Below are 24,975 nucleotides of genomic sequence, written 5' to 3'. Positions count from 1 at the left end.
ACTTTGCATTCCTTGTGCCTGCGGGCTATGGCGCGCGCCTTGCATTGCGCCGGCCCCTGCCGGTGAGGAGTACATGACGTGGCGAGCAATTGGACACCGGAAGGCTGGAAGGCGCACGAGGCACGGCATCTGCCGGCTTATGGCGACGCGGCGAAGCTTGGCGAGGTCGAGGCCACGCTGACTCGGTTTCCGCCCCTGGTATTTGCCGGGGAAGCGCGCGAACTGAAAAAGGATCTGGCCGAAGTCGCGGCGGGACGTGGTTTCCTGCTTCAAGGCGGTGATTGCGCCGAAAGCTTCGCCGAGTTTCATCCGGACAACATCCGCGATACGTTCCGCGTCCTGCTGCAGATGGCGGTGGTGCTCACCTTCGCCAGCAAGCAGCCGGTCGTCAAGGTTGGGCGCATGGCGGGCCAGTTCGCCAAGCCTCGTTCGGCACCCACCGAGACGATCGGTGGCCAGGAGCTGCCGAGCTACCTTGGCGACATCATCAACGGGATCGAGTTCGAAGCAGGCACGCGACAGAACGATCCCGAGCGTATGCTCAGGGCGTTCACGCAGTCGGCCGCGACGCTCAACCTGATCCGCGCCTTTGCCAGCGGCGGCTATGCCAATCTGCGCCAGGTGCATCAGTGGACGATGGATCACATCGGCCGAAGCCCATGGGGCCAGCGCTTTTCCGAAATGGCGGATCGCATCAGCGAAGCGCTCGACTTCATGGCCGCTTGTGGCGTCGATCCGAAGACGGTTCCGCAGTTGCAGGGCACCAGCTTCTACACGAGCCACGAAGCGCTGCTGCTGCAGTACGAGCAGGCGCTGACCCGGCGCGATTCGCTGACGGGCGACTGGTACGACTGCTCGGCGCACATGCTGTGGATCGGTGATCGTACGCGGTTCGAAGGGTCGGCCCACGTCGAGTTTCTGCGCGGCGTCGGTAATCCGATCGGGATGAAGTGCGGGCCCAGCCTTGAGCCCGACGCGCTGCTGCGGATGCTCGACACGCTGAATCCTGGGCGCGAAGCCGGGCGGATGACGCTGATCACGCGTTTCGGTCACGACAAGGTCGAGGCCGGGTTGCCCAAGCTCGTGCGCGCGGTGAAGGCTGAAGGGCATCCGGTGGTGTGGTCGTGCGATCCGATGCACGGCAATATCATGAAGACCGAATCCGGCCTCAAGACGCGTCCGTTCGACCGTATCCTGGCCGAAGTTCGCGGCTTCTTCGCCGTCCACCGCGCCGAGGGTACGCATGCCGGCGGCATTCACATCGAGATGACCGGCCAGGACGTGACCGAGTGCACTGGTGGTGCCATCGCCATCACCGACGAGACGCTGTCCGACCGCTACCATACGCATTGCGATCCCCGCCTGAACGGTGCGCAGTCGATCGAACTGGCATTCATGATGGCCGACATGCTCAATTTGGAAGCGGTCGAGCGGCACAAACAGGCCGCCTGAACCTTTGGCGTCATACCGGTTGGGCGCGGTATGACGCCAATAATTATCGGCCAGATGGGGCGGGTGGCGTTACCTTATCTGCCCGCACGGCCTTGCCGAAAAGAAAGCCCTGACCTTCGTTGCAGCCGAACGCCTGCAGGACGTCACGTTGCTCCGGTGTCTCGATACCCTCTGCCAAGACCGACAGGTCGATGCGCCGACCAAGTTCTATCAAGGTCGACACGATCGCCACGCTTTTTCCGTTGGTAAGCATGTTCGCCACGAAGGTGCGATCGATCTTCAGGCGATTGACCGAGAGCGCGTTGAGAGCGGTCAGCGAGGCGGATCCAGTTCCAAAATCCGCAAGTGCCACTGATACGCCGAGCCGCCGCAGAGCGTGAACGGTAGCTGCGGCGCGGTCCAGATCGTGGAGCGCATGACGTTCGGGGATCTCGATTTCCAACGTCTCGGGGGCGATCGCATGCGTGTCGAGCGTCCGCTTTACGTCGTCGACAAGCGCCGGCCCAAGCCGATCGGGGAAGATGTTGGTCGCCACACGCAGCCGGGGTTTCAGGCCGTTCCACCGCGCCGCCTGCGCGGCGGCGGCTTCCAGAACCCATAAATCGATACGCCGCGCTGCCGACGTCTGCGCGAGGCTCGCGATGAAATCCTCAGGCATCAGGATTCCCAAGACCGGGTGATTCCAACGAACGAGCGCTTCCACGCCGACGATCCTGTCGGTGGTGAGATCCACCTGTGGCTGATAGTGCAACTCGAACTGTCCATCCGCCTCGGCGCGTTGCAGATCCTGACGCAGGCGCGCCCGTCGCATGGCATCCTCCTGCATGTCGGCGCTGAACGTGGCGCAGCGCGTCGTTCGTTGCCGCCTGAGCGATATGAGGGCCAGTTCGGCACGCGAGAGCAGGTCGGCGTAAGTCGAGCCATGGTCGGGTGAGACCGCCAGTCCGCCACGAAGATCCAACGGCACCGACACGCCCTCCGCGCTTTTGACACAAAACGGACTGGCGACAACCTTCTTCGCCAAGCGCTCTGCCTCGTGCAAGCTGGCGAGGGCAGGAAAGATCACGGCAAGGGTTTCGCGTCCGAGCCGGGCGATCCGCGTGTCGACCGGCAAATCGGTCGCCGACGAGAGCAGGGCGTCATCCGCGGCCCGGCAATCGGACCCTGCCGTGCCGCCATCGAAGTGTTCGCTCAGGTGCGGCACGTCGAGGATCAGCAATCCCACCCGGTGATTGCCACTACGTTGGTCTATCGCGTCCTCTATCAGGCTTTTTCCCGCCTGTGAGCTAAGCAGGTCGGCGCCTTGGGCTGCAAAAGGCGATGGGTTGGTTTGGGGCCGACGAGGCCAATTCATGTTCACAGGCGGCGCCTCCTTGCAGGTTGGTTGGAGGTCGCGACCGACACCTTGTACGCCTGAATGCCTGGGAAAGCGGCGGGTCGATGATAACTGGCTGACCTCGTGCGTGATCTCTTAACCGGTCTTTGGTTTATGCCATGTCGGATTGACGCTCGACGTGGGAAATTAAGATATTCCTAAGCCCGTCGGATAACCCGGCCTTAACCATCCGCTCTCTGGTCATAGCCCGCGCGCGATGGCTGACAGCGTCAGGCGCGTGGTTCGGCGAACGTCTTCGATCGCAGATGTTTCCCCCAAAGAGAGGTCGAGCCATGCTGCATGCGCCCGGCCGAACCCCAATGTTCCGCAAAGGCCCGCCAGGCGATGCGCTTCCGCCTTGTCGATCACGATATCGGGGGCTGTAACAGCGACGGTGCAGGCGGCGTCCAATTTGGCTCTTGCAGCATCGAGACGTAACGCCAGACGCTCGATCATGCCGGCGATCGGTCCGGCACCGAACATGCCCGCGATGCGCCGCGTGGACTCCAGCGATACGGGCCTCCAGCTTTCCATGACCGCCACCATCGAGTCGACATCATCGTTGTCCGCTAAAACCGCATCGAGGGCGCGGGGTAATAATCCACTTTCGAGTAATTGATGGGAGCCGATTGCGAGGATGGGTGCTGCTGCGATCGGGGCGTGAGATGCGCGGATCGACGAACTGATCTGCCAGATCTTCGCGGCATCGTCGGTCTGAATCAATAGCAGGGAATTCGGCACTTCTGCGGCGATTTCCTCAGCGTTTCGGGCATCCTGAGCGTATTGTATGCACCACCCCAACCGTTGCAGAGCAGTGAGCATCCCGGCGTGCCGATCTGCTCGATCGGCAACAAGTAACATGACCGGCATATCGCAGGCCAACTGGCAAACTTCCGTCATTATGGCGCAACCCGTTCAGGCGATGTCGTTAACTGCACGCCCACGGAACATTTACTGCTTTACAGCGCGCTGGCAAAACAGAATTCTGCATATTCGATGAATAGGATTGCGGCATCGCACCCGCTATCGAAACGGATGTAGAAACGGGTATGCGCCAGATCAGTATAAATGCGGATATCGATAGGATGGGGTGGCCGCCTGGCTTTGCCTATGCGGTGTCATTATATTTGGGAATTGGCGCGGTTCAACGTCGACCCGGCATTTCACGGCTTCCGACAGTGCCTGCAGCTGCGGCGTGATGGGCCGCTTCTCCTCGCCTGCTTTGCGCAAGCCGCGTTTGTGGATGTATGCGATGGCGGCGGTCTTGCTACCCTGTTTGCTTGTCGCCGTTGGTGTTTGGCTCGATGGCGAATATGCGCGCATGCGCCGCGCCGGCGACCTTGTCGGCGCGATCAGTGAGCGGCGGGTCCGCGCTCTCGATATGTTGGGCAATCTACGCAAGGCAGAGACGGTGCAACGCGGGTTCGTCATCACTCGCAATCGGGCGTTTCTCCAACGCTACGAGCCTTCGCGCGAGGCTGTTCTTGACGATTTGACGAAGCTGGGCACGCAATTCGCAAGCGACAGGTTCTCCCATGATCGGCTCGCCAGCGCGCGATCCCTTATCCTCGCCAAGTTCGCGGAGATGGATGAGGTGATGGAGGTCATGCAAACAAGGGGGCAGGCGGTCGCCGTCGAGCGGGTCGCAGAGGGTCGCGGCCAGGCGCTGATGGATCGGATCGAAGCCGGATTGCAGGCAATCATCATGGTAGATGCGAACCGCCTGGCTCAAAGCGAGGAGACCTACTGGAGTCAGACGCAGCATTCCCGCCATGTCGTGTGGGCACTCATCACCGCGTTCGGCGTCATGCTGATGGCAGGCACTCTCCTGCTATGGCGCTCCAAGCTGGAACGTTGGCGCGTCGCCATCGCGGAATCCGACGCCTCGACCCGAAACCGAGCGATCCTGGACAGCACCAGCGATGCGATCATTATCCTCAATCCCAGCGGCACCATCGAGAACGTGAATGCGGCGGCGCGCACGGTGCTTGGCTACGATCCGCGCGAGTTGCGTCGTCGCGACGTGTCCGTCATCCTCGACATCGCCGACGGAGAGGGCAGCTTCCACGATCGCATCGGCCTCGACCAAGGCAGCTTGCAGCGAACGCTTTTCGTGGACCGCCAGGCCAGAACAAAGGACGGTCGCAACGTCCCTGTCGACGTTGCGCTTGGTCTGATGTCCGTGCCCGACGGATTGCACATCGTCGCTTCGGTACGCGACATCTCGCATCGGCGGGAGATCGAACGCATCAAGGACGACTTCATCGCAACGGTCAGTCACGAGTTGCGAACCCCGCTCACGTCCGTCGTGGGATCGCTCGGCCTGTTACGGGGCGGAGCGGCAGGGGCCTTGCCCGAGGCGGCCAGTCAATTGATCGAGATCGCCGAGAATAACGCGAGGCGGCTGATCCGGCTGACCAACGACATCCTGGATCTGGAGAAGTTTGGCAGCGGGCAGATGTCGCTCGAGCTCGAAACCATCGATCTCATTCCATTGCTCCGACAATCACTGGCGGAAAGCGAGGCGCTGGCGCGGGCGAAGGCGGTCGCCTTGCGGATTGAAGGCCTTCCGCGTCTGCTGGTGCGCGCCGATCGCCAGCGGCTTCTTCAGGTCGTTTCCAATCTGCTGTCCAATGCCGTGCGTCACACTCCCGACAAGTCAGCGGTAACGGTACGTTCCAGCGTCGAACAAGGCCGGGCCAACGTGCGTATCATTGATGAGGGCGCCGGGGTGCCTGACGAATACCGCGAGCATATCTTCGACCGTTTCGTGCAGGCGCCGGTTATCGGCACCGCCGGTGGAACCGGGCTCGGTCTGGCGATAGCGCGCGAGATCATGCAGCGCCACGGCGGGGCGATCTGGGTCGAGCCGGCTGCGATCGGTAAAGGTGCCTGCTTCACCCTGGCGCTGCCCTTGTCAGATGATCCGACTGACCTGGGCGATGGGCGTGGCGACCAGGCGAGCCGCTCACCCTTGATGGGAACACGAGGCCGCCTCACCGGCAGAACACCGACGATCCTGCAAATCGATGACGACGTGGATCTGGTCAAGGTCGTCGCCGCATCCTTTGGCGACGAGGCGCGCGTCATCCGGGCCGATGGACTGGCCTCGGCGCGGGCGATCCTCAATCGTGTCTCGCCCGACGTCGTGGTTCTGGATATCGGGCTTCCGGACGGAACAGGCCTGGATATTCTGCCCGACCTGATCGACGCGGATGGCCGTCAGTTGCCGACGATCATCTTTTCGGCTCAGGACAGTCCGTCGCAGTTGGACGGCCGGGTCGAGGCGGTGCTGACAAAATCACGCAGTTCAATCCCGACCTTGCGGGATACGATCCGGCGCATCATCGCCGATGGAGCGATCGCATGACCACAATGCTTCGCATACTCTACGTGGACGACGACGACGACATCCGGCTGATCGCCAGCATGGCGCTGCGGATCGATCCGGGCTTCGAGGTGACTGCAGTCGCCTCGGGCAAGGAGGCGCTTACCTTGCTTGATCGCGAAATCTGGAAACCCGATGTCATCCTACTCGACGTTATGATGCCAGAGATGGATGGTTTTGCTTTGCTTCGAACGCTGCAAGACAGGGCCGACTTTGGAGACGTCACGACCATTTTCATGACAGCCCGGGCATCACGCGCCGGCTTGGATGAATATATGGCGAGTGGTGCCAGCGGGGTTATCCTGAAGCCCTTTGACCCCATGCGATTGGCAAACGAAGTTCGCGAAATCGCCAGAAAGGCTCTTTAGGTCATCACACGCTATGGCTCAGAAACCGCCCACACCACGCCAACGGCGCAGTATGGCCGACATCCCCGGTCATTTCTTTGCAGCGTTTTCTTCCACAACTGCGCGATGGGCTGAGTCCGTGGCATTGGTATCCTGGTTGGAGTTGAGCGCCCCGGTCATCACGATCACTGTAAACGCGATCACCACCAGCACCAGGCTGATGCCAAGCACATAGCGCACGATACCGGGGGTGCTGCCTGCTCGTGCTTCTTCGCGATCCAGATGAATCTCGTTGTTCTTGTTTTCCATGGCGTGTCCTCGATCCGATACCGCCCCTAGCGGAACTTCACCGATCGCAACGCATCAAGGCTGGACCCGTTCCGCCGTGAAAGGCGGAACGGCCTGCCCTCCGGGGCGAGTTGCGGCCGTTCAGTCGCGCAGCAGTTCGTTGATGCCGGTCTTGGAGCGGGTCTGGGCGTCGACCGTCTTGACGATGACGGCGCAATAAAGCGACGGTCCGGTCGAGCCGTCGGGCAACGGCTTACCGGGCAGCGAACCGGGCACGACCACCGAGTATGGCGGAACCCGGCCGATATGGACTTCGCCCGTGGCCCGATCGACGATCTTGGTCGAAGCGCCGACGAAAACGCCCATGGAAAGAACAGCTCCGGTGCCGACGACGACGCCTTCCGCCACTTCGGAACGAGCGCCGATGAAGCAGTTGTCCTCGATCACCACGGGGCCGGCCTGCAACGGTTCGAGCACGCCGCCGATGCCGGCACCGCCAGAAATGTGCACGTTGCGGCCGATCTGTGCGCATGAGCCGACGGTTGCCCAGGTGTCGACCATCGTATTCTCGCCAACATACGCACCGATGTTGACGAAGCTGGGCATCAGCACCACGCCCTTGCCGATAAAGGCGCCACGCCGGGCGATCGCGCCAGGAACGACGCGGAAGCCGGCATCCTTGAAACGGTTCGCGCCCCAGCCGGTGAACTTCAGCGGCACCTTGTCGAACGCGGGCGCACCGCCGGCGCCATGCTCCATCGGTGCATTGTCGTTCAGCCTGAAGGATAGCAATACCGCCTTTTTCAGCCACTGATTGACCGTCCAGCCGCCATTGCCGTCCGGCTCCGCTACGCGCGCGCTGCCGTCGTCAAGCATGGCGAGCACCTGATCGACCTGGGCTCGCACGTCGCTGCTGGCCGGGGTGACGGTGTCGCGCGCTTCCCAGGCGGCTTCGATGGCGGCGGCAAGATCAGTCATTGCAAAGCGCTCCGGCTATTGGTTCGATTTGCCGCTGCGCCTATCGTCTGTGTCCATGCGGAACAAGGCTCGTGTGGAAAGTCGCGTGTCGAGGAAGGATTAGGTGTCGGGCGAGGTCAGTTCGCGCACGAAGCCGATAAGGCCGGTCTGGCGGGCGCGGCGCATCCGTTCCGCAGCAAGGATCTGCAGCACCTTGGCGAAACAGATCTCGATGTTGTCGTTGACGATCACGTAGTCGTAGCCGTCCCAGTGGCTGATTTCCGCCTTCGCCCGCTCCATGCGGCCGGCGATCACTTCGGCGCTGTCGGTACCGCGGGCGTTGAGGCGGCGGCGCAACTCGTCGATACTGGGGGGGAGCAGAAACACGCGTACGACATCGCTCTGCATCTTTTGATAGAGCTGCTGCGTGCCCTGCCAATCGATATCGAAGAGGTAGTCCTTGCCGTCTTTCAGGCCTGCCTTAACCTCGGCTTTGGGCGTGCCATAGCTGTGTCCGAAAACATGCGCCCACTCAAGGAACTCGCCGGTCTGGGCCATTTCGTCGAAACCGGGTTGATCGGTGAAGTGATAGTCGAGCCCATCGGTTTCACCAGGGCGCGGCGCGCGTGTTGTTACCGACACCGACATTCGCAGCCGCGGGTCGTGATTGAGCAACATCCGCGAGACGGTCGTCTTGCCGGCACCCGATGGCGATGAAAGGATAAACATCAGACCCCGGCGATGCAGTGCATCGGAATCGGGAACAGACAGGTTGGTGGATTCGAGAACGGCCATGCCTGCTAGTGGCGACGGCTTACGGCTAAATCAAGTCGCGGGATGGTGCAGGAATGCCGCCTACTTATCGCCATCCTTGGCTTTCGCGTGAAGTGCCGCTTCACCCTCAACCCGCGCCTGATGAGGACGAGCGCGATCGTAGAGGGTCTTGGCGATGAGTCCGCCGCCGACGATGATTGCGCCGGGGACCGATTGCATTGCAAACCGCGCGATGGCCGAATGGACGAGCGTCTCACTAAAGCTTCGACCCCGCATGATCGCCTTGGCTTTGCGCGGAGCATACTTGGATCCCAGCAGACCGCGTTCAACTGCCCGCCGAGCGAGCAGTGTGCCACCGCGCAGCGCGACGTCGGCGATCAGCAGGTTCGTGTGCGGGTTCGGGCTGGGACCGTGAAGCTCGCTGGGATCGCCGGGTAGCAACGCGCGAGCCTTTTCGGCCACCGGAGCGGTCGACGCCTTTGCCTTACCGATCCTGATCCTGCCCATCGTCCGTCCGATCCCGGGCCAGAGCCCGCTTACTTCTTCTTGCCGAAATCCACCGAGACGACGTTCGAGCCATCTTCCGCGGGAGTAATGCGCGGGCTCCCCTCACGTTCCGCGCCGTCGTTGTCTGGATCGTGATCGGTGTCGTCTTCGTCGGTGACCATCGCCTGGAACTGCAGCCCGAAATCGACGGCAGGATCGACGAAGGCGGTGATCGCGGAGAACGGTACGTGCAGCTTGGCAGGGATCGCATTGAAGCTGAGCCCGACGCTGAACGCATCCTCGGTCACCACAAGTTCCCAGAACTTGTTCTGCAGTACGATCGTCATCTCGTCCGGGAAGCGGGCCTTCAGCTCGGCCGGGATCGACACGCCGGGTGCGCCCGTCTTGAAGGTAATGTAGAAATGGTGGTTGCCCGGCAGGGTGCTGCCGTTGGCGACGACCTGGCCGAGCACACGCCCGACGACGGCGCGCAACGCCTCCTGAACGATTTCATCATAGGGGATCAGGCTGTCGGGCGGAGTTTCGGTCATGGCGCCTAACTGCGCATCGAGTCGAAGCCGGTCAAGTCGCACCTTCAAGCATTTTGGCCTGTATGCCCGTTTTCGGGGTGCCAAGCCGTCGAAATCCTGATGCTGCCAGCCAAGTCGCGCGCCGGGCGCGCTCTGCCGATTGATTCTGCGGGGTCAACGCTTATAGGCCGCGCATGCGCACCGCTCGGATCGCCCGCAAGACCCACGAAACCGACATCGCCGTCGAGGTGAACCTCGACGGGACCGGCGCCTACCAGGTGTCCACCGGCATCGGCTTTCTCGATCACATGATCGAGCAGTTCTCGCGCCATTCGCTGATCGACATCTCCTGCCGCGTGGCGGGCGATCTGCACGTCGACCAGCACCATACGTGCGAGGACAGCGCCATCGCTATCGGCCAGGCCATCGCCGAAGCGCTGGGCGACAAGCGCGGTATCGGGCGGTATGGCTCTGCCTATTCGCCGATGGACGAGACGCTGGCGCGCGTGGCGCTCGATATCTCTGGCAGGCCCTACTTCGTGTGGAAGGCCGCTTTCACGCAGGAAAAGCTGGGCGAACTCGACACCGAACTGATCGAGCACTGGTTCCATTCGATCGGGCAGGCAGTAGGGATCACCCTCCACATCGAGCTGCTCTACGGCACCAACAACCACCACATCTGCGAGGCGATCTTCAAGGGTTTCGCGCGCGCCATGCGCACAGCGGTAGAGCTGGACTTGCGCAAGGGCGACGCCGTACCCTCGACCAAGGGGCAGCTGGGTGGCTGAAATCCTGGCGCTCATCGACTACGGTGCCGGCAACCTGCATTCCGTCGCCAATGCGCTGAAAGTGGCGGGTGCGGACTCCGTCCATGTCACCGCCGATGCCGACGTTGTGCGTGCGGCGGATCGGATCGTCCTGCCCGCTTTCACGCAGGAAAAGCTGGGCGAACTCGACACCGAACTGATCGAGCACTGGTTCCATTCGATCGGGCAGGCAGTAGGGATCACCCTCCACATCGAGCTGCTCTACGGCACCAACAACCACCACATCTGCGAGGCGATCTTCAAGGGTTTCGCGCGCGCCATGCGCACAGCGGTAGAGCTGGACTTGCGCAAGGGCGACGCCGTACCCTCGACCAAGGGGCAGCTGGGTGGCTGAAATCCTGGCGCTCATCGACTACGGTGCCGGCAACCTGCATTCCGTCGCCAATGCGCTGAAAGTGGCGGGTGCGGACTCCGTCCATGTCACCGCCGATGCCGACGTTGTGCGTGCGGCGGATCGGATCGTCCTGCCCGGTGTCGGCTCGTTCAAGGCCTGCGCCGAGGGGCTGCGCGCTATCCCGCATCTGGTCGAAGCGATGACCGAGCGGGTGCAGGTCGGCGGCGCGCCGTTCCTGGGCATTTGCGTGGGCATGCAACTGCTCGCCACGCGCGGGTTGGAGCATGGGGTGACGCCAGGGCTCGACTGGATCGACGGTGAAGTGCGGCTGATGGAGCGTACCGATCCCGCGATCAAGGTGCCGCACATGGGCTGGAACGACGTCGCTCTGGGGCTTCATGATCCAGCCTCCGGACTGATCGCAGCGGGCGAGGCGTACTTCCTGCACTCGTATCATTTCGTGCCCGATGAGGGCGCGGATGTTGCGGCGATGACGGATCACGGCGGCGGACTGGTCGCGGCGGTGGCTCGCGACAACATCGTCGGCGTGCAGTTCCATCCCGAGAAGAGCCAGGCTTATGGCCTTGCCCTGTTGGCGCGTTTTCTGGAGTGGAAGCCGTGATCGTATTTCCCGCTATCGACCTCAAACAGGGGCAGGTCGTCCGTCTGGCCGAAGGCGATATGGCGCGCGCCACGGTCTATGGCGACGATCCCGCGGCACAGGCGATGCTGTTTGCGAACGCCGGATCGCAATACCTGCATGTCGTCGATCTCGATGGATCGTTCGCTGGCTCGGCGCAGAACCGCGAGGCGGTCGAGGGCATCCTCAAGGCATTTCCCGGCCACGTCCAGTTAGGCGGCGGCATCCGCACCCCCGAGGCTGTGTTCGGCTGGTTCGATCTGGGCGTCAGCCGTGTCGTCATGGGCACCGCAGCGCTCAAGGACCCGCAGTTCGTCAAGGACATGGCGAAGGAATACGCTGGCGGCATCGTCGTCGCGGTGGACGCGCGCGATGGCATGGTTGCGACCGAGGGCTGGGCCGAAGTCTCCGACGTCTCGATCGTCGACATGGCCCGCCGGTTCGAGGACGCCGGTGTCGCCAGCCTGCTGTTCACCGACATCGGTCGCGACGGCATGCTCAAGGGCTGCAACATCGAGGCGACGGTCGATCTCGCGCGGCGAACCGACATGCCGGTGATCGCCAGCGGCGGCGTCAAGGGCATCGACGACATCCGCATGCTGGCGCTGCATGCGCGTGACGGAATCGAAGGCGTGATCACCGGCCGCGCGCTCTACGACGGCCGGCTCGACCTCGCCGCCGCGATCGCGATGGCCGAGCGCGAATGACCGTCCGCGTCCGCGTCATTCCCTGTCTGGACGTGGCGAATGGCCGCGTGGTGAAAGGGGTGAACTTCGTCGATCTCAAGGACGCCGGCGATCCGGTAGAGCAGGCGCGGGCCTATGACGCGGCCGGAGCGGACGAGCTGTGCTTCCTCGACATCTCCGCCAGCCACGAAGGGCGCGGCACGCTGCTCGACATGGTGCGACGTACCGCGGAAGTCTGCTTCATGCCGCTGACCGTCGGCGGCGGCGTGCGCACCGCCGAGGACGCGCGTGCGTTGCTGTTGGCGGGAGCGGACAAAGTCGCGGTCAATTCCGCAGCGGTCAGCCGGCCCGAAGTCGTATCCGACATCGCCGCGCGTTTTGGCAGCCAGTGTGTGGTGGCCTCTGTGGATGCTCGGCAAGTCGAGCCGGGCCGGTGGGAGATCTTCACCCATGGCGGGCGCAAACCCACCGGGATCGATGCGCTGGAGCATGCCATCCGGCTGGCCGACCTTGGTGCGGGCGAGTTGCTGGTCACCTCGATGGACGGCGATGGTACCCAAGCTGGATACGACCTCGCCCTGACGCGCGGCATCGCCGATGCGGTGGGCGTGCCGGTGATCGCCAGCGGTGGCGTGGGGTCGCTCGATCACTTGATCGCGGGCGTGATCGAAGGGCATGCCAGCGCTGTACTGGCCGCCTCGATCTTCCATTTCGGCAAACACTCGGTGGCAGAAGCGCATACGGCGTTGCGTGCGGCAGGTCTGCCTGCTCGCGGCTAAGTGTCGACCCGCTTTACACAGGCTAAATGTCGCGCTCGTCCGTTAACCAATAGGTGCGGCCCCGGGCGTTAGTTACGGGTAAATGGCATGGGAGTTGCGTTTACGTTCGCGCAGGTTTCCAAAAGGTTCCGTCGTGCCGCTTCATTCTTTTTTGCCGACGTTGGTTTCGTTCATGATCGTTACCGCATCATCGGCGGTGCCTGCGTTTGCGGGGAGCGGAAGCGTTGCCTTGCCGGAGCCGAGCGCGCTGCTGCTGCTGTCGATGGGCGTGGCCGGAGTTGCCATCGGTCGCCGGTTCTCGTCGAAGCGCCCGCGCGACTGATCGTCGTCTGACCGCGGGGCATGCTTGAGCGCTTGACCCGTTAGATGCGGCAACGCATGGATTTGCGCGAGATGCCCCATGCCGATACCCTTGCCCGCCTCGAAGCGACGATCCTGTCACGCCGTGATGCCGATCCGGATAGCAGCTACGTAGCCAAGCTGAACGCGCGCGGCCTGGGCAAGATCGCGCAGAAGCTGGGTGAGGAAGCGACCGAGACGGTCATCGCCGCGCTCACCGAAGACCGCGCCGCCCTGGTGGGAGAAGCGGCAGACCTGCTGTTCCACCTCACCGTGCTGCTGGCGGCGCGCGACGTGCCGGTGGCAGACGTGCTGGCCGAATTGGACCGCCGCGAAGGCGTGTCGGGCATCGCCGAGAAGGCCGCGCGCTCAACCTGAGGACCAATCATGCCGATCGATCCCAAGCTTCCCTACGACGACACCAACATCTTCGCGAAGATCCTGCGCGGCGAACTGCCGTGCAACAAGGTCTATGAAGACGACCACGCGCTCGCATTCCATGATATCCGCCCACAGGCTCCGGTCCATGTGCTGGTGATCCCCAAGGCGGCGTATGTCTCGTGGGACGACTTCACCGCGAGGGCGGACGATGCGCAGGTCGCCGGGTTCATGCGCGCGGTCGGCAAAGTGACGCGTCAACTCGAACTGGACGCGCCAGGTTATCGGCTGATGGTCAACATGGGCGGGCACGGCCATCAGGAGGTGCCGCACCTGCATGTGCACATCTTCGGCGGGCGCCAGTTCTACCAGATGATCTGCGACGACGTAGGCCTCCCGGCCTAGTATCGGTGCCGCACGATCTTGTTTAGCCGCCGTTCAGGCGCAACGGCTTAGCGTCCGTGCACCATGATCTGAGTGCGATGCCTTTGCAGCGCGAGGAGGCGGCGTTAAGGACTGCGCGCAAATGACGGCTTTTCCCCTTCCTGTCGCGGGCGCGATTGATGGCCCGGTCCATCGCTATGCCTTGCGCGTCTATTACGAGGACACCGATGCGGGCGGGGTGGTCTATCATGCCAACTACTTGCGCTGGTTCGAGCGGGCACGTTCCGACATGCTGGAACTGATGGGCATCGACCAGGCTGCCTCGCTCAATGCGGGCGAGGGCGCCTACGCCGTGGCCGAGGCATCGCTGCGCTATCTGGCCCCAGCGCGACTGGGGGACATCGTGCTGATCGAGACGCGTGCCGGAACAGTGGGTCGCGCCAGCTCGACCTTGCTGCAAAGCGCCTGGCGCGGCGATACCAAGCTGACCGAAGCCAGCGTGCGGGTCGGCTTTATCGGACCGGACGGCCGTCCCCGCCGCCAACCCGCAGCTTGGCAGCAGGCGTTCGACGCCTTTGCCGCCGCGCAAGAGACATCACCTCCGGAAGGACAAGAATGACGTTCGATCTGCTAATGGCCGCCAGCGACGCCGCAGCGGGTGCGCCGACCCGGCTGAACCCGGTCAAGCTGTTCCTGGACGCCGATATCGTGGTGCAGGTGGTGATGATCGGGCTGATCCTCGCCAGCGTGTGGACATGGACGATCATCGTTTCGTTCCTGCTGCGCATGGGCCGCGTTCGCCGCGCTTGCGATGCCTACGAAGGTGGGTTCTGGGATGCCGAGAACTTCGACGCCTATCAGCGCGAGCGACGCCGCGGCGAAGCGCCGATCGGCAAGGTGGCCGGCGCAGGGCTGGCCGAATACAAGCGCAATGCGGGTGCCGGGACCGACCCCGAGGGCGCTCGCCAGCGGGTGGCGCTGTCGATGAACTCCGCCGTGGGTGAAGAGGCGGACAAGCTTTCCGACCGCCTGAACTTCCTGGCGACCGTCGGCTCGGTCGCTCCGTTCGTCGGCCTGTTCGGCACCGTGTGGGGCATCATGAACAGCTTCTTCCAGATCGGCCAGCAGCAGAACTCGTCGCTGGCGGTGGTTGCCCCCGGCATTTCCGAGGCTCTGTTCGCGACCGCGATCGGCCTGTTCGCGGCGATCCCGGCGGTCATCGCCTACAACCGCTTCTCGCACCGGGTGAACGGCTTCGAAGCGCGGCTGCAGCGCTTCGCCGACAAGCTGCACGCGGCGCTGACGCTGCAGTTGGAGCAGCGCTGATGGCGATGGGTCTCTCGGGTGGCGGCAGGCGCGGGCGTCGTGGCCGCGCCGGTGCGCCGATGGCGGAGATCAACGTCACCCCGCTGGTCGACGTCATGCTGGTGCTGCTGATCATCTTCATGGTCACCGCGCCGTTGCTGAAAGCCGCCGTTCCGGTCGAGCTCCCCGACAGCCGCGCCAAGGCGATGAGCGAAGAGGCCGAGCAGGTCACCATCACGATCCAGACCGATGGCACCGTCTACCTTGAAAAGGACCCGCTCGCGCCGGGTGAACTGGCCGATCGCCTGACCGCCATTCCCGAAGGTCCTGATGGCAAGAAGCCGCTGGTCACGTTGCGCGCCGACAAGGCGCTCGATTACGGCAAGGTGATGGAAGTGATGGGCGAACTCAACCGCGCCGGCTTCACCTCGATCTCGCTGGTGACCGGCACCGGCGGCGGTTCAGGGCAGTAAGGGAAGCCACGCGGACAATGGCTCTGGCGTTGCGCAAGGAAGAAGGCGTTGGCCTTGGGATCGCGATCGCGGCGCATGTGGCGCTGGTCGCGGTGCTGCTGCTGCGTCCGCACAATGCGCCGGTGGTGCAGCCGCCCGAGCGAATCGAAGTGACGATCAGCGACCAGGTCGCGCCAACCTCGACATCCCCGCAGCCGCGTAGTCAGGCTGCTCCCGATGAGGCACCGACAGCAGGCGAGCCACAGCCGCAACCGCAAGCCGCACCCGCCGAAAGCGACCCCGAACCCGCGCCCGAGCCGCCAAAGCCCGCTCCTTCGGAACCGGCGCCACCCAAGCCTGCGCCACCCAGGCCGACACCGCCGAAGCCAGCGCCTCCCAAACCGACGCCGCCAAAGCCGACTCCAAAGCCGGTGCCTCGTAAGGTGGAGCGTCCGGCGCCAAGGCCAGCACCTAAGCCGGTCGCCAAGCCTGTTCCACGTGCGCCCGAACGCCCACGTGAGACGGCTCGTCCGACGCCCGCGCGCCCTGTACCGGCGCGACCCACCCCGGCGCGGCCTGCTACGCGATTGGCAGCCAGACCGAGTGCGCAAAAGGCACCCGCCAACCGCCCGGCCACGACCTCGCCGCAGCGGGCGCCCCAGAAGTCCCAGGGGCAGGGCGTCGCCAAGTCGCCGCCGGCAAAAGCTCCGGCAAAGTCGAACGCTCCGGCGGGGGGTAGCAAGATCGGTTCCGACTTCCTGGCTGGCGTGACCGGTGCGAAGTCCGCCGACCGGGCCAGCGCCAACGCGCCTGCCGCTGCGATCGGACCGGCGGTGAAGGCGTCGCTCGCCAGCTCGATCTCGCGTGCGCTCAAACCCAAGTGGCAGGCGCCGCAGGGCCCTGATGCGGAGGAATTGGTGACGATCCTGTCGTTCAGCCTCAATCGCGACGGCTCGCTGGCCGGCGCCCCCACGGTCGTGCGCCAGCTCGGCATCACCGACACCAACCGCAACCAGGCCGAACGCCACGCCGAACAGGCGATCAAGGCCGTGAGGCTTGCCGCACCGTTCGATCTTCCCGTGGAATACTACGACGCGTGGAAGCGCGTGTCGGCGTTCCGTTTCGACAAGAGGCTCTCGCAATGACCGCTCGTTTCTCGACGCTTGCCTTCATGCTGGCGCTGGCCGCCGCACCCGCCATCGCGCAGGACGGTCCGGTGGTGGGTACGCCGCCGCCGCAGCCGGCCACCGCGCAAGCGGGCGAGGCGGACGATGGCGGCCTTACCGGCAGCGTCTCTGATGAGAACGAGTGGCAGGATCTTGGCATCGCGATCACCACGTTCGCCACCGATGCGGACGTGCCGACCCAGACCAATGCCGGCAGCACCGCGCAGCTTGGCCGCGCGATCAGCCAGGTCATTTCCTCCGACCTCAAGAACAACGGCCTGTTCAAGCCGACCGGACCCGATGGTCTGCCACAGCCCACGCTGCCCGAAGTGCAAAGCCCGACCTATGCAACATGGTCCGGCCGTGGCGCCGACATGCTGGTGCAAGGCTACGTCAAGGCGGGCGCAAATGGGCAGCTGACGGTCGGCTGTTATCTCTACGATATTTCGCTCACGCGGCAACTGGTGAAGGCCGGCTGGCAGTTCCAGGCCACCGACTGGCGGCGCGCGGCGCACAAGTGCTCCGACCTCGTCTACTCGCGCCTCTCGGGCGAAAGTCCGTTTTTCGACTCGAAGATCGCCTATATCGCCGAAACCGGCCCCAAGGACCACCGCATGAAGCGGTTGGCGATCATGGATTCGGATGGCGCCAACCACCGCTATCTCACCAGCGGTCAGGCGATGGCGCTGACGCCGCGCTATTCGCCCGATTATTCCAAGATCATGTACCTGTCGTACCTGAATGGCCAGCCGAGCATCTACGCCTACGACATTGCCACCGATCGCCAGACGCTGATCGCGCGCACCGGCGCGCCGACACTGGCCCCGCGCTGGTCGCCGGACGGCAAGTGGGTGCTCTATTCGATGGCGAAGGGCGGCACGACCGACATCTACCGCATCTCCGCAGCAGGCGGCGGCACCCCGCAAAGGCTGACGAACGGGCCGGGCATCAACATCGGTGGCAGCTATTCGCCCGATGGCAGCCAGATCGTGTTCGAAAGCGACCGCTCGGGCTCGCAGCAGGTCTATGTCATGGCCGCGGACGGATCGAACCAGCGCCGTATCAGCTTCTTCGGTGGTCGCGCCGCGACGCCTGAGTGGAGCCCGCGCGGTGACCAGATCGCCTTCACCCACATCGCCGGCGACTTGCGCGTTGCCGTGATGACACCCAGCGGCGGCGGCATGCGCCACCTGACCAACTCGTGGCAGGACGAGGCGCCGACATGGTCGCCGAACGGGCGCATCGTCCAGTTCTTCCGCACCGCCAAGGGCTCGGGGCAGGCCTCGATCTGGCAGGTCGACCTAACCGGCCGCAACGAGCGCAAGCTGCCGACGCCGGTGGGGGCATCCGACCCAGCCTGGGGTCCGGTGCGACCTTGAGCCACGCTGCCGCGTTAAGGCAGGATACAGCGCCCGCCCGCTCTGTTACGAATTGAACGCAAACCCTCGACGGCCGCCTAGGCGGCGCTGCATAGGAAACCCGCGAAATGTCAGCAACCGCCACAATCGGACCTGGCAAGGTCACCACCATGATCCTGCTGGCCGGCGCACTCGCCATCTCTGGTTGCAAAAGCAAGCCACCCAAGGAACTGCCACCCGAGCCGGGTGCACCGACGACTTCGACCGACACTGGGCAGATGGGCGGCGCGGCGACGCCGGGCAGCCAGGCCGACTTCGTGCAGATCATGTCCGGCCAGGACACGATCTACTTCGACACCGACCGCTATGACATCGACTCCAGCGACCAGGCTGCCCTGGCCAAGCAGGCGCAGTGGTTGGCGCGCTACACCTCCAAGCGCGCGACCGTCGAAGGCCATTCGGATGAGCGCGGCACCCGCGAATACAACATTGCCTTGGGTGAACGTCGCGCCAACGCGGCCAAGAACTACCTCGTCAGCATGGGCGTCGATCCCAGCCGCCTGTCGACGATCAGCTATGGCAAGGAGCGCCCGGTGGCTCTGGGTTCGGACGAGCAGGCCTGGGCGCAGAACCGCCGCGCGGTGACCGTTACCATCGACTGAGCTGAGCTGATCCGGTCGCGGTCGGTTCTGACTGTCGTGATCGGCTTGCCCGCCGGGGCAGATTGGCAGCTGCCTTAGTTGCGCGGGCGCGCAGTTCAAGGGTTGCGTCGGCAGCGAGTCGGGGCTTATCGCCAGGGTCATGAGCAAGCCGCGCCGATCCGACAACTGGGGCTTCCCACGCTGGGGGGGCTATGGCGCCGGGCGCGAGGCGATCAATGTCCGCATCTGCGATCGGCATGGCTGCACCGATGGCGGCGATTGTCCGGCGCCCAAATCGCCAAACAATCCCGATCGCTGGTACTTCTGCCAGAAGCACGCTGCGGAATACAATTCCGGATGGGACTATTTTGCCGGTCTGGATGCCGAAGAAGCTGCCGAGCGTGAGACGCAGGAGCGGGCGGACAATGGCGACTTCAAGGAATCGGCGCACTATGGCTGGGCTGGTTCGGGCGATGGTTCGCGCACCCGAGACGAGATGCGGGCGCTCGAAGTGTTGGGGCTTGATCCCGATGCCGATTTCGATGCGGTGAAGAAGGCTTGGCGTACCAAGGCCAAGGAAGTGCACCCTGACGTTCGGCCGGGTGATGATGAGGCTGCCAAGGCGTTTCAGGCTTACCAATTGGCTTACGAAGTTCTGCGCCAGGCGGAAGAACGGCGCGAGTGGCGCGGTTAGACCGACGGCACTCGTTTTCTCGGGCGCGATTTCTCGCCGCGTCGTCTAAGCTATGTGATCGAGCGCTGCGGCAAGATCCGCGATCAGGTCGTCGGCATCTTCCAGTCCGATCGACAGACGTACCCCGTATCGATCGCCGGCCTCCCACCCGGTTGGCGGCCACGGCATGATGCTGCGTAGCGATGCCGGGTCGAGGGGAACCGCCAAACTTTCGAACCCACCCCATGAATAGCCGATGCCGAACAGCGACAGTGCATCGATGAACCGGTTCCGCCGCGCGGCATCCCCGCCATGCAGGACGAAGCTGAACAGGCCGCAGCCGCCGGTGAAGTCTCGCCGCCAGAGCTCGTGACCGGGGCCGCCGGGCAGCATCGGGCACAGCACCCGAGCGACTTGTGGATGTTCGGCCAACCAGCCGGCGATCTTCAGCGCGCTTGCGGTCTCGCGCTCCAGCCGCAGCGACAGGGTGCGCAAGCCGCGAAGCACCAGCGCGGCATCGTCGGGAGACACCACCAGCCCCAGGTTCTGCGCGCGCGTTCGTAGCCGCTTGTAGAGGTCTGCACCGGCGCTGGCGCTACCCATCATCACATCGGAGTGGCCGCCGACATGCTTGGTGAGCGCCATCAACACCACGTCGACGCCGTGGCTGAGCCCGGCGAAGCCGGTTGGACCGGCCCAGGTGTTGTCCAGAACCGACATCACGCCGCGCGCGCGGGCCACGCTGGCGAGGGCGGGCACATCGCACACTTCCATGGTCAGGCTGCCGGGCGCCTCGATCAGCACGGCGCGTGTCCGCTCGCAGAAGGCGGCTTCGTAGGATGGCAGATCGAGCGGATCGAAAAAGCGCGTCTCGATTCCGAAGTCGGCCAGCATGCCCGTGCCCATCGATCGACTGGGATCATAAGCATTGTCGGTCATCAGCACGACGTCGCCGGGTCGCAGCAGCGTGAGGAGCACGCCGGCGATCGCCGCGACGCCTGAGGGGTAAAGTACCGTACCTGCGGCGTCCGGTTCCATGGCTGTAAGAGCATCCGCGAGCGCCCACTGCGTGGGTGCGCCGCGTCGACCGTAAAAGAATCGACCGTCCTCGTTGCGGCGCGGACCTTCGGCCAGTGCGGCGGTATTTTCATACAAATGCGTGCTGGCGCGCCAGACCGGGGGATTGACGACCGGACCTGTCCATTGCGGGCGGCGTCCGGCGTTCACCAGGCGAGTAGCGGCGGCAAGGTCGCGTTGGTCTGGCTTGTCCGTCACTCGCAAGTCCTCGCGTCGCTGAAGCTCGCACGTGCCTTAGCTGTGGGCCAGCTCTGGGTCGAGCGCGAACCCGCGCGCGGCCTCGATCTCACGCGAGGCGAGATCGCGTAAGTTGCGTGGACCGGCATCGAGCCGAACCGAGGCGATGGTAACGCCATCCTGATTGAGCGGCCCGACGGTATAGACCCGGCGTATCCCGGTGCCGTCCGGTGCCAGGATCGCGAACCTTACCAATGGCACGAAGAACTGCGCCGTCCCCTTGGTCACCACGCGCACATGCTGAAGAGGAATGCGCGCCTCGCCTTTGATCGTCATCGTCACACCGGGCGCGAGCGGTTCCAGGGTGCGAGCAGCCTCGAGTTGCGCGGGGGGCGGTGCAAGCTGCTCGCGCGTCCCCAATGAGGCATGCGCTGAAGCCAAATCGGCGCGCATTTCCAGGCTGGGTAGATCGATCGAGCCCGTATTGGCGATCTCGAGCTCGTACTGCACGGTCGCATAGACAAGCGAGAGGCGAACCGCGCGCGCGATGAAAGTGGTCGCGATCGTCAGCGGCTCGCTTATCAACGTCGCGGGCGCTTGCTGAGTTCGGATGGGCTGCGTCGGAGCGGGTGAGGCGAGGGGCGGTGCCGGTACGGGGGCGGGCGCTTCGACGACTTGCGCTTCGTCATCCGGCTCGCCTGCGGCATCGCGCCTGCGGCGCAACGCGAAGAATGCTGCCGCCGCGATCACCAACAGCGCGACGAGAGCGGGGATAAGCCAGTTCGGCGAGGAGGCCGCTGCCGAGGATGCTGGGGTGGTGGCCGGCTCGGTGGCCGGCGCCGAGGATGGCAGCGTATCGAAGCCAGGCTGGACTTCTCTCCCCGCAGCGGGCGTGACCGGAGCAGGCGCGGTTGCGCCAGTGTCGGGTGTGGGCTCTGACGACGGCCGAGCTGTCGGCTGACGCTCCCGGCGCGTCTCGGCAGTCCTTGCGGGTGTGGCCGGCGGCAGGATCACGCGCGGCGGCGGTGCGGGTGTGATTTGTGGCGCTGGCTGCGGGTCCGCCCGCGATGGCAAGGACAAGGGGTTGTCGGTATCCACCGGCCCAAGCACCCGGGGCGTGGGGGTCTTGCCTGGTTCGGGCAACCGGTAGGTCGACACCGGATCAGTGTCTTGCGCGGCCGCGGGGGCGCCGAGAGAAAGCGTGACGAACAGCGCGGCAACCGCTCGACCCGTGTTCTGCGATGGCTTGCCGATGCCCCTCATCTTCAATCCCCTGCGCACCCGATTACCTGAGCGCCGCCCTAGCCGAGCCGCTGCGCGATGGCGACTGAATGCCAACTTAACTTTCCCGATCCGGACCCCGCGTGCACGCGATGTGTTGCCTCGGACACAGGTTGTCGGCATTGGCACAGGGATGAGCGAACCGCTACCCTCCTCACCATCGACCGCGCCGCTGCATCTTGGCCAGCAAAGCGCCCTGCCACTGTCCCCTGAGCAGGCACAACTCGACTATGTGCCCAATCCGCGTGCCGGATCGCTGTATCTCGTACGCTTCGCCGCGCCCGAGTTCACGTCGCTATGTCCGGTCACGGGGCAGCCGGACTTTGCGCACATCGTCATCGATTACGCACCAGGCACGACGATCGTGGAGTCGAAGAGCCTGAAGCTGTTCCTTGGATCGTTCCGCAATCACTGCGGCTTTCACGAGGACGTCACCGTCGGTATCGGCCAACGCCTGTTTGACGAGATGGCTCCGCGTTGGTTGCGCATCGGTGGGTATTGGTACCCGCGCGGCGGGATACCCATCGATGTCTTCTGGCAATCGGACGCGCCGCCCGAGGGCTTATGGGTGCCCGATCAAGGGGTTGCGTCCTATCGCGGGCGCGGTTGAGCGATCACTCGCCCAAGCTCGCGAGGCTGAGCCCGACCTTGCGAAGGTCCACGTCACCGCCGCTAAGGCGTGCGAGCTGCGACTTGGTGAGACACTGGGCGTAGACGCTTGGGTACTCTGCCGCCATCGCGGTGTCGCTGTTCAGAGCCGCATCCTGCGAGGCAAGACATTCCTCCCGCGTCTCATAGCGCGTTGCAGGGCTGGCGATGCGCTGGCAGGATGAACCGTCGTCGGTGCAGCCGAACAAGGCGAGGGCAAAGATCAATCCGCTCATGCGTCGTTCCCTTCGCCTGTTGAAACACGCCTGAGCCCATTAGTATCCCGTCATGCGTGCAAATATCGGGTTCAACGGATAGGTGCTCCCAAAATTGCCTTGGGCATCACGCAAGTTCCGCAAGATCGAGCAGGCGAAGCAGTGCGAGCCGCGCGTCGCGCACGCGACGGCACAAGCCGGCGTCGGCGAGATCGTCAGCCCTTATTTCCTCGGGCCAGAAGCGGCGTACCACATCCTCGACCATCGCGATGCGATCGACCGAAGCGAGGAAGCGCGGATCGACGGTCGCAGGGTCGGCGACGACGCGCAGGCGAAGGCAAGCTGGGCCACCGCCGTTCGCCATCGATTCGCGCAAATCGGCAACGTGCAGTTCGCGGATCGGACCGTTGCCGGCGATCATCCGCTGCAGCCATTGCCAAACGGCGGGGGTCGCCTGCGCTTCCGCGGGCAGTATCAATGCCATGCCACCACCACCGGGAAGCGTGGCCAGCTGGGCATTGAACAGGTAGGCCGAAATGGCATCGGCCAGACTGACGGCGCTCGCTGGCACTTCGACGATCGCGACTTCGGGCAGCTTGGCGCGCAAGGCGGCGTAAAAACCCTCGCGATCTTCGAAGGCTTGTTCGTGCGTGAAGAGGACGGCCTCGTTCGCGACCGCGACCACATCGTTATGGAACGCCCCCGCTGCGATCGCGGCTTCGGATTGCTGGGCGAAGATGGTTCGCGAGGGATTGAGACCGTGCAGCCGCGCGACCGATGCGCTCGCCTCCGGATGCTGCCGGGCGGGGAAAGGGCCGCCGGACAAGCCATAGACGAACACCTCGACCCCGGGCTGCTCGTGGCCGACGCACAGGCGCATGTGGTTGGCCGCGCCTTCGTCGCCAAAAGGCGCGGGTACCGGCTGATGCACCGCGAAGTGCACGCAGTCGGCAAAGGCGATGCGTAGCTGGGCAAGGGTGCCGTGCCACTCGTGGCTGCGATGCGCCATGGTGACGAGGTTGGCGGGGGTGAGATGGCAGCGCCCATCCCTGGTATCGGGCGCGGGGCTGACCGTCGCCGCGTTGGCTGCCCACATCGACGATGCCGACATCGCGGCATAGCGCAGCTGTGGCGATGCCGCGTCCATGTCGATGCCAAGGCGCGCCAACCATCCATCGTTCGGACGGTCCTGCGGCATGAACCAGCCCTGGGCCAAGCCAAGTTCGAGGTTGAGACGCATCTTCGCGAGGCCCTGCAGCGCCGCCTCGCGCGGTCGCGACACGCGGCCGAAGTTGCGCGTGCTGGCAAGATTGCCCTGGCTCAGTCCCGCATAATTATGACTGGGGCCGACGATCCCGTCGAAGTTGATCTCGATCTGCATGGGCACAGCATAGCGGATGGAGTCGCTGCGGGAATGCAGAAATAAGCTGGCTTCCTTGCGGTGCCTGGTCCCGCTAGTCTGGGTAGCAGACCGTCAGACCTTGGAGTTGTCCATGCCATTTGCGACCACCATCAGAAGCTTCGTCGCCTTGGGCCTGTTAGCGGCTGCTGCGGGTGTGCAGGCGGCTCCCGCCCCACAGGTCAGGATCCGGACCCTACAGCAGCTACCGCAACCGCTGCCCTTGCCCTACAGCGAAACCGCCAACGCTACCCAGCAGGTCGCACAAGCCAAGGCGCGCGCGCACAGGGAAGGCAAAAAGCTGCTGATCGACCTGGGCGGCAACTGGTGCCCGGATTGCCGGGTCCTTGCGGGCGTGATGGACCTGCCTGAAATCAAGGCGTTCCTGCGCAAGCACTACGTCGTGGTAACGGTCGACATCGGGCGGATGGACAAGAACCTCGCGATCCCGCGCAAGTACGGCATCGACAAGCTGGACGGGGTGCCCGCGATCCTCGTCGTCGATCCCAAGACCGATCGCCTGGTGAATGGTGGACGCCTGTTCGCGCTGGCGGACGCGCGGCACATGACGCCTCAGGCGCTGGCCGACTGGCTGGCGCAATGGGTTTGAGGGTTATGG

31 protein-coding genes are annotated in these 24,975 nt (G+C 64.3%); 20 read left to right on the top strand and 11 right to left on the bottom strand.

All coding sequences use genetic code 11. The features are described 5' to 3' along the window. Positions 1–78 precede the first annotated feature (78 nt). A complete protein-coding gene (locus ACXJ1Z_RS02790) occupies positions 79–1,452 on the top strand; it encodes a class II 3-deoxy-7-phosphoheptulonate synthase (protein WP_463779380.1) in 1,374 nt (457 codons plus the stop codon). Positions 1,453–1,495: 43 nt separating this feature from the next. Here ACXJ1Z_RS02790 and ACXJ1Z_RS02785 read toward each other — a convergent pair whose 3' ends face one another. Both ACXJ1Z_RS02785 and ACXJ1Z_RS02780 read right to left on the bottom strand, forming a co-directional pair. Continuing rightward, positions 1,496–2,806 carry a putative bifunctional diguanylate cyclase/phosphodiesterase gene (locus tag ACXJ1Z_RS02785; RefSeq protein WP_463781147.1) on the bottom strand — a complete coding sequence of 437 codons (1,311 nt, stop codon included), beginning with the start codon at positions 2,804–2,806 and terminating at the stop codon, positions 1,496–1,498. A 222-nt stretch (positions 2,807–3,028) separates the two neighbouring features. After that, entirely contained in the window at positions 3,029–3,727 is a 699-nt protein-coding gene (locus ACXJ1Z_RS02780; RefSeq protein WP_463779378.1) for a hypothetical protein, read from the bottom strand. Between the two features lie 376 nt (positions 3,728–4,103). Between ACXJ1Z_RS02780 and ACXJ1Z_RS02775 the strand changes: the two genes are divergently transcribed. Both ACXJ1Z_RS02775 and ACXJ1Z_RS02770 read left to right on the top strand, forming a co-directional pair. Continuing rightward, positions 4,104–6,197, top strand: coding sequence for an ATP-binding protein (locus ACXJ1Z_RS02775; RefSeq protein WP_463779377.1), 2,094 nt, complete (start codon positions 4,104–4,106; stop codon positions 6,195–6,197). Then, entirely contained in the window at positions 6,194–6,583 is a 390-nt protein-coding gene (locus tag ACXJ1Z_RS02770) for a response regulator (protein WP_463779375.1), read from the top strand. The genes ACXJ1Z_RS02775 and ACXJ1Z_RS02770 overlap by 4 nt, the downstream gene beginning before the upstream one ends. A 69-nt stretch (positions 6,584–6,652) precedes the next feature. Here the strand turns inward: ACXJ1Z_RS02770 and ACXJ1Z_RS02765 are convergent, their stop codons facing one another. The 5 genes from ACXJ1Z_RS02765 to ACXJ1Z_RS02745 form a co-directional block, all read right to left on the bottom strand. Beyond that, positions 6,653–6,871, bottom strand: coding sequence for a hypothetical protein (locus ACXJ1Z_RS02765; protein WP_463779374.1), 219 nt, complete (start codon positions 6,869–6,871; stop codon positions 6,653–6,655). Between the two features lie 120 nt (positions 6,872–6,991). Further along, positions 6,992–7,828: a 2,3,4,5-tetrahydropyridine-2,6-dicarboxylate N-succinyltransferase gene (gene dapD / locus ACXJ1Z_RS02760; RefSeq protein ID WP_463779372.1), complete on the bottom strand. Its 837-nt coding sequence runs from the start codon at positions 7,826–7,828 to the stop codon at positions 6,992–6,994. A gap of 99 nt (positions 7,829–7,927) precedes the next feature. Beyond that, complete coding sequence (gene gmk, locus ACXJ1Z_RS02755; protein ID WP_463779371.1) at positions 7,928–8,602, bottom strand: guanylate kinase; 675 nt, start codon at positions 8,600–8,602, stop codon at positions 7,928–7,930. A gap of 60 nt (positions 8,603–8,662) precedes the next feature. Continuing rightward, a complete protein-coding gene (locus ACXJ1Z_RS02750; RefSeq protein WP_463779369.1) occupies positions 8,663–9,088 on the bottom strand; it encodes a hypothetical protein in 426 nt (141 codons plus the stop codon). Positions 9,089–9,117: 29 nt separating this feature from the next. Then, the gene (locus ACXJ1Z_RS02745) at positions 9,118–9,618 is read right to left on the bottom strand and encodes an SspB family protein (RefSeq protein ID WP_463779367.1); all 501 of its coding nucleotides are present in this window, start codon (positions 9,616–9,618) and stop codon (positions 9,118–9,120) included. A 173-nt stretch (positions 9,619–9,791) separates the two neighbouring features. Between ACXJ1Z_RS02745 and hisB the strand changes: the two genes are divergently transcribed. The 15 genes from hisB (at position 9,792) to ACXJ1Z_RS02670 (ending at position 19,580) form a co-directional block, all read left to right on the top strand. Further along, positions 9,792–10,385, top strand: coding sequence for an imidazoleglycerol-phosphate dehydratase HisB (hisB, locus tag ACXJ1Z_RS02740; RefSeq protein WP_463779365.1), 594 nt, complete (start codon positions 9,792–9,794; stop codon positions 10,383–10,385). Continuing rightward, entirely contained in the window at positions 10,378–10,758 is a 381-nt protein-coding gene (locus tag ACXJ1Z_RS02735) for a hypothetical protein (RefSeq protein WP_463779364.1), read from the top strand. Before hisB ends, ACXJ1Z_RS02735 begins: the two co-directional genes overlap by 8 nt. After that, positions 10,751–11,380 (top strand): imidazole glycerol phosphate synthase subunit HisH, encoded by a 630-nt coding sequence (gene hisH / locus ACXJ1Z_RS02730; RefSeq protein WP_463779362.1) that lies wholly within the window; start codon positions 10,751–10,753, stop codon positions 11,378–11,380. The genes ACXJ1Z_RS02735 and hisH overlap by 8 nt, the downstream gene beginning before the upstream one ends. After that, complete coding sequence (gene hisA, locus ACXJ1Z_RS02725) at positions 11,377–12,105, top strand: 1-(5-phosphoribosyl)-5-[(5-phosphoribosylamino)methylideneamino]imidazole-4-carboxamide isomerase (protein ID WP_463779360.1); 729 nt, start codon at positions 11,377–11,379, stop codon at positions 12,103–12,105. Before hisH ends, hisA begins: the two co-directional genes overlap by 4 nt. Beyond that, complete coding sequence (gene hisF, locus ACXJ1Z_RS02720; RefSeq protein ID WP_463779358.1) at positions 12,102–12,863, top strand: imidazole glycerol phosphate synthase subunit HisF; 762 nt, start codon at positions 12,102–12,104, stop codon at positions 12,861–12,863. Before hisA ends, hisF begins: the two co-directional genes overlap by 4 nt. An 82-nt stretch (positions 12,864–12,945) precedes the next feature. Then, a complete protein-coding gene (locus ACXJ1Z_RS02715; protein WP_463779357.1) occupies positions 12,946–13,185 on the top strand; it encodes a PEP-CTERM sorting domain-containing protein in 240 nt (79 codons plus the stop codon). 71 nt (positions 13,186–13,256) lie between these two features. Next, positions 13,257–13,580, top strand: coding sequence for a phosphoribosyl-ATP diphosphatase (locus ACXJ1Z_RS02710; RefSeq protein ID WP_463779356.1), 324 nt, complete (start codon positions 13,257–13,259; stop codon positions 13,578–13,580). Positions 13,581–13,589: 9 nt separating this feature from the next. Next, the gene (locus ACXJ1Z_RS02705) at positions 13,590–13,985 is read left to right on the top strand and encodes a histidine triad nucleotide-binding protein (RefSeq protein ID WP_463779354.1); all 396 of its coding nucleotides are present in this window, start codon (positions 13,590–13,592) and stop codon (positions 13,983–13,985) included. A 121-nt stretch (positions 13,986–14,106) separates the two neighbouring features. Then, complete coding sequence (locus ACXJ1Z_RS02700) at positions 14,107–14,583, top strand: YbgC/FadM family acyl-CoA thioesterase (protein WP_463779353.1); 477 nt, start codon at positions 14,107–14,109, stop codon at positions 14,581–14,583. Beyond that, positions 14,580–15,290 (top strand): protein TolQ, encoded by a 711-nt coding sequence (gene tolQ / locus ACXJ1Z_RS02695; protein ID WP_463779352.1) that lies wholly within the window; start codon positions 14,580–14,582, stop codon positions 15,288–15,290. Before ACXJ1Z_RS02700 ends, tolQ begins: the two co-directional genes overlap by 4 nt. Further along, the gene (locus tag ACXJ1Z_RS02690) at positions 15,290–15,742 is read left to right on the top strand and encodes an ExbD/TolR family protein (RefSeq protein ID WP_463779351.1); all 453 of its coding nucleotides are present in this window, start codon (positions 15,290–15,292) and stop codon (positions 15,740–15,742) included. Before tolQ ends, ACXJ1Z_RS02690 begins: the two co-directional genes overlap by 1 nt. A 17-nt stretch (positions 15,743–15,759) precedes the next feature. After that, on the top strand, positions 15,760–16,866 hold the full coding sequence (gene tolA, locus ACXJ1Z_RS02685; RefSeq protein WP_463779349.1) for a cell envelope integrity protein TolA: 1,107 nt from the start codon (positions 15,760–15,762) through the stop codon (positions 16,864–16,866). Next, complete coding sequence (tolB, locus tag ACXJ1Z_RS02680) at positions 16,863–18,266, top strand: Tol-Pal system beta propeller repeat protein TolB (RefSeq protein ID WP_463779347.1); 1,404 nt, start codon at positions 16,863–16,865, stop codon at positions 18,264–18,266. The genes tolA and tolB overlap by 4 nt, the downstream gene beginning before the upstream one ends. A 107-nt stretch (positions 18,267–18,373) precedes the next feature. Next, the gene (gene pal / locus ACXJ1Z_RS02675) at positions 18,374–18,907 is read left to right on the top strand and encodes a peptidoglycan-associated lipoprotein Pal (RefSeq protein ID WP_463779346.1); all 534 of its coding nucleotides are present in this window, start codon (positions 18,374–18,376) and stop codon (positions 18,905–18,907) included. A gap of 139 nt (positions 18,908–19,046) precedes the next feature. After that, positions 19,047–19,580: a J domain-containing protein gene (locus tag ACXJ1Z_RS02670; RefSeq protein ID WP_463779344.1), complete on the top strand. Its 534-nt coding sequence runs from the start codon at positions 19,047–19,049 to the stop codon at positions 19,578–19,580. 45 nt (positions 19,581–19,625) lie between these two features. Here the strand turns inward: ACXJ1Z_RS02670 and metC are convergent, their stop codons facing one another. Together metC and ACXJ1Z_RS02660 are read right to left on the bottom strand one after the other, a co-directional pair. Then, positions 19,626–20,834 carry a cystathionine beta-lyase gene (gene metC, locus ACXJ1Z_RS02665; protein ID WP_463779342.1) on the bottom strand — a complete coding sequence of 403 codons (1,209 nt, stop codon included), beginning with the start codon at positions 20,832–20,834 and terminating at the stop codon, positions 19,626–19,628. A gap of 36 nt (positions 20,835–20,870) precedes the next feature. Next, the gene (locus ACXJ1Z_RS02660; protein WP_463779340.1) at positions 20,871–22,076 is read right to left on the bottom strand and encodes a hypothetical protein; all 1,206 of its coding nucleotides are present in this window, start codon (positions 22,074–22,076) and stop codon (positions 20,871–20,873) included. A gap of 151 nt (positions 22,077–22,227) precedes the next feature. On the opposite strand from ACXJ1Z_RS02660, the gene queF reads away from it, so the two are divergent. Beyond that, positions 22,228–22,704 carry a preQ(1) synthase gene (gene queF / locus ACXJ1Z_RS02655; protein WP_463779338.1) on the top strand — a complete coding sequence of 159 codons (477 nt, stop codon included), beginning with the start codon at positions 22,228–22,230 and terminating at the stop codon, positions 22,702–22,704. A gap of 4 nt (positions 22,705–22,708) precedes the next feature. Here queF and ACXJ1Z_RS02650 read toward each other — a convergent pair whose 3' ends face one another. Together ACXJ1Z_RS02650 and ACXJ1Z_RS02645 are read right to left on the bottom strand one after the other, a co-directional pair. Then, positions 22,709–22,978 (bottom strand): hypothetical protein, encoded by a 270-nt coding sequence (locus ACXJ1Z_RS02650; RefSeq protein ID WP_463779337.1) that lies wholly within the window; start codon positions 22,976–22,978, stop codon positions 22,709–22,711. A gap of 106 nt (positions 22,979–23,084) precedes the next feature. Further along, positions 23,085–24,338, bottom strand: a complete 1,254-nt coding sequence (locus tag ACXJ1Z_RS02645; protein WP_463779335.1) for an N-succinylarginine dihydrolase — start codon at positions 24,336–24,338, stop codon at positions 23,085–23,087. Positions 24,339–24,450: 112 nt separating this feature from the next. On the opposite strand from ACXJ1Z_RS02645, the gene ACXJ1Z_RS02640 reads away from it, so the two are divergent. Continuing rightward, positions 24,451–24,966 carry a thioredoxin family protein gene (locus ACXJ1Z_RS02640; protein ID WP_463779333.1) on the top strand — a complete coding sequence of 172 codons (516 nt, stop codon included), beginning with the start codon at positions 24,451–24,453 and terminating at the stop codon, positions 24,964–24,966. Positions 24,967–24,975: the final 9 nt, after the last annotated feature.

This window comes from Novosphingobium sp. TK46, assembly GCF_055361525.1.
This window is presented reverse-complemented; position numbering and strand designations above follow the sequence as displayed.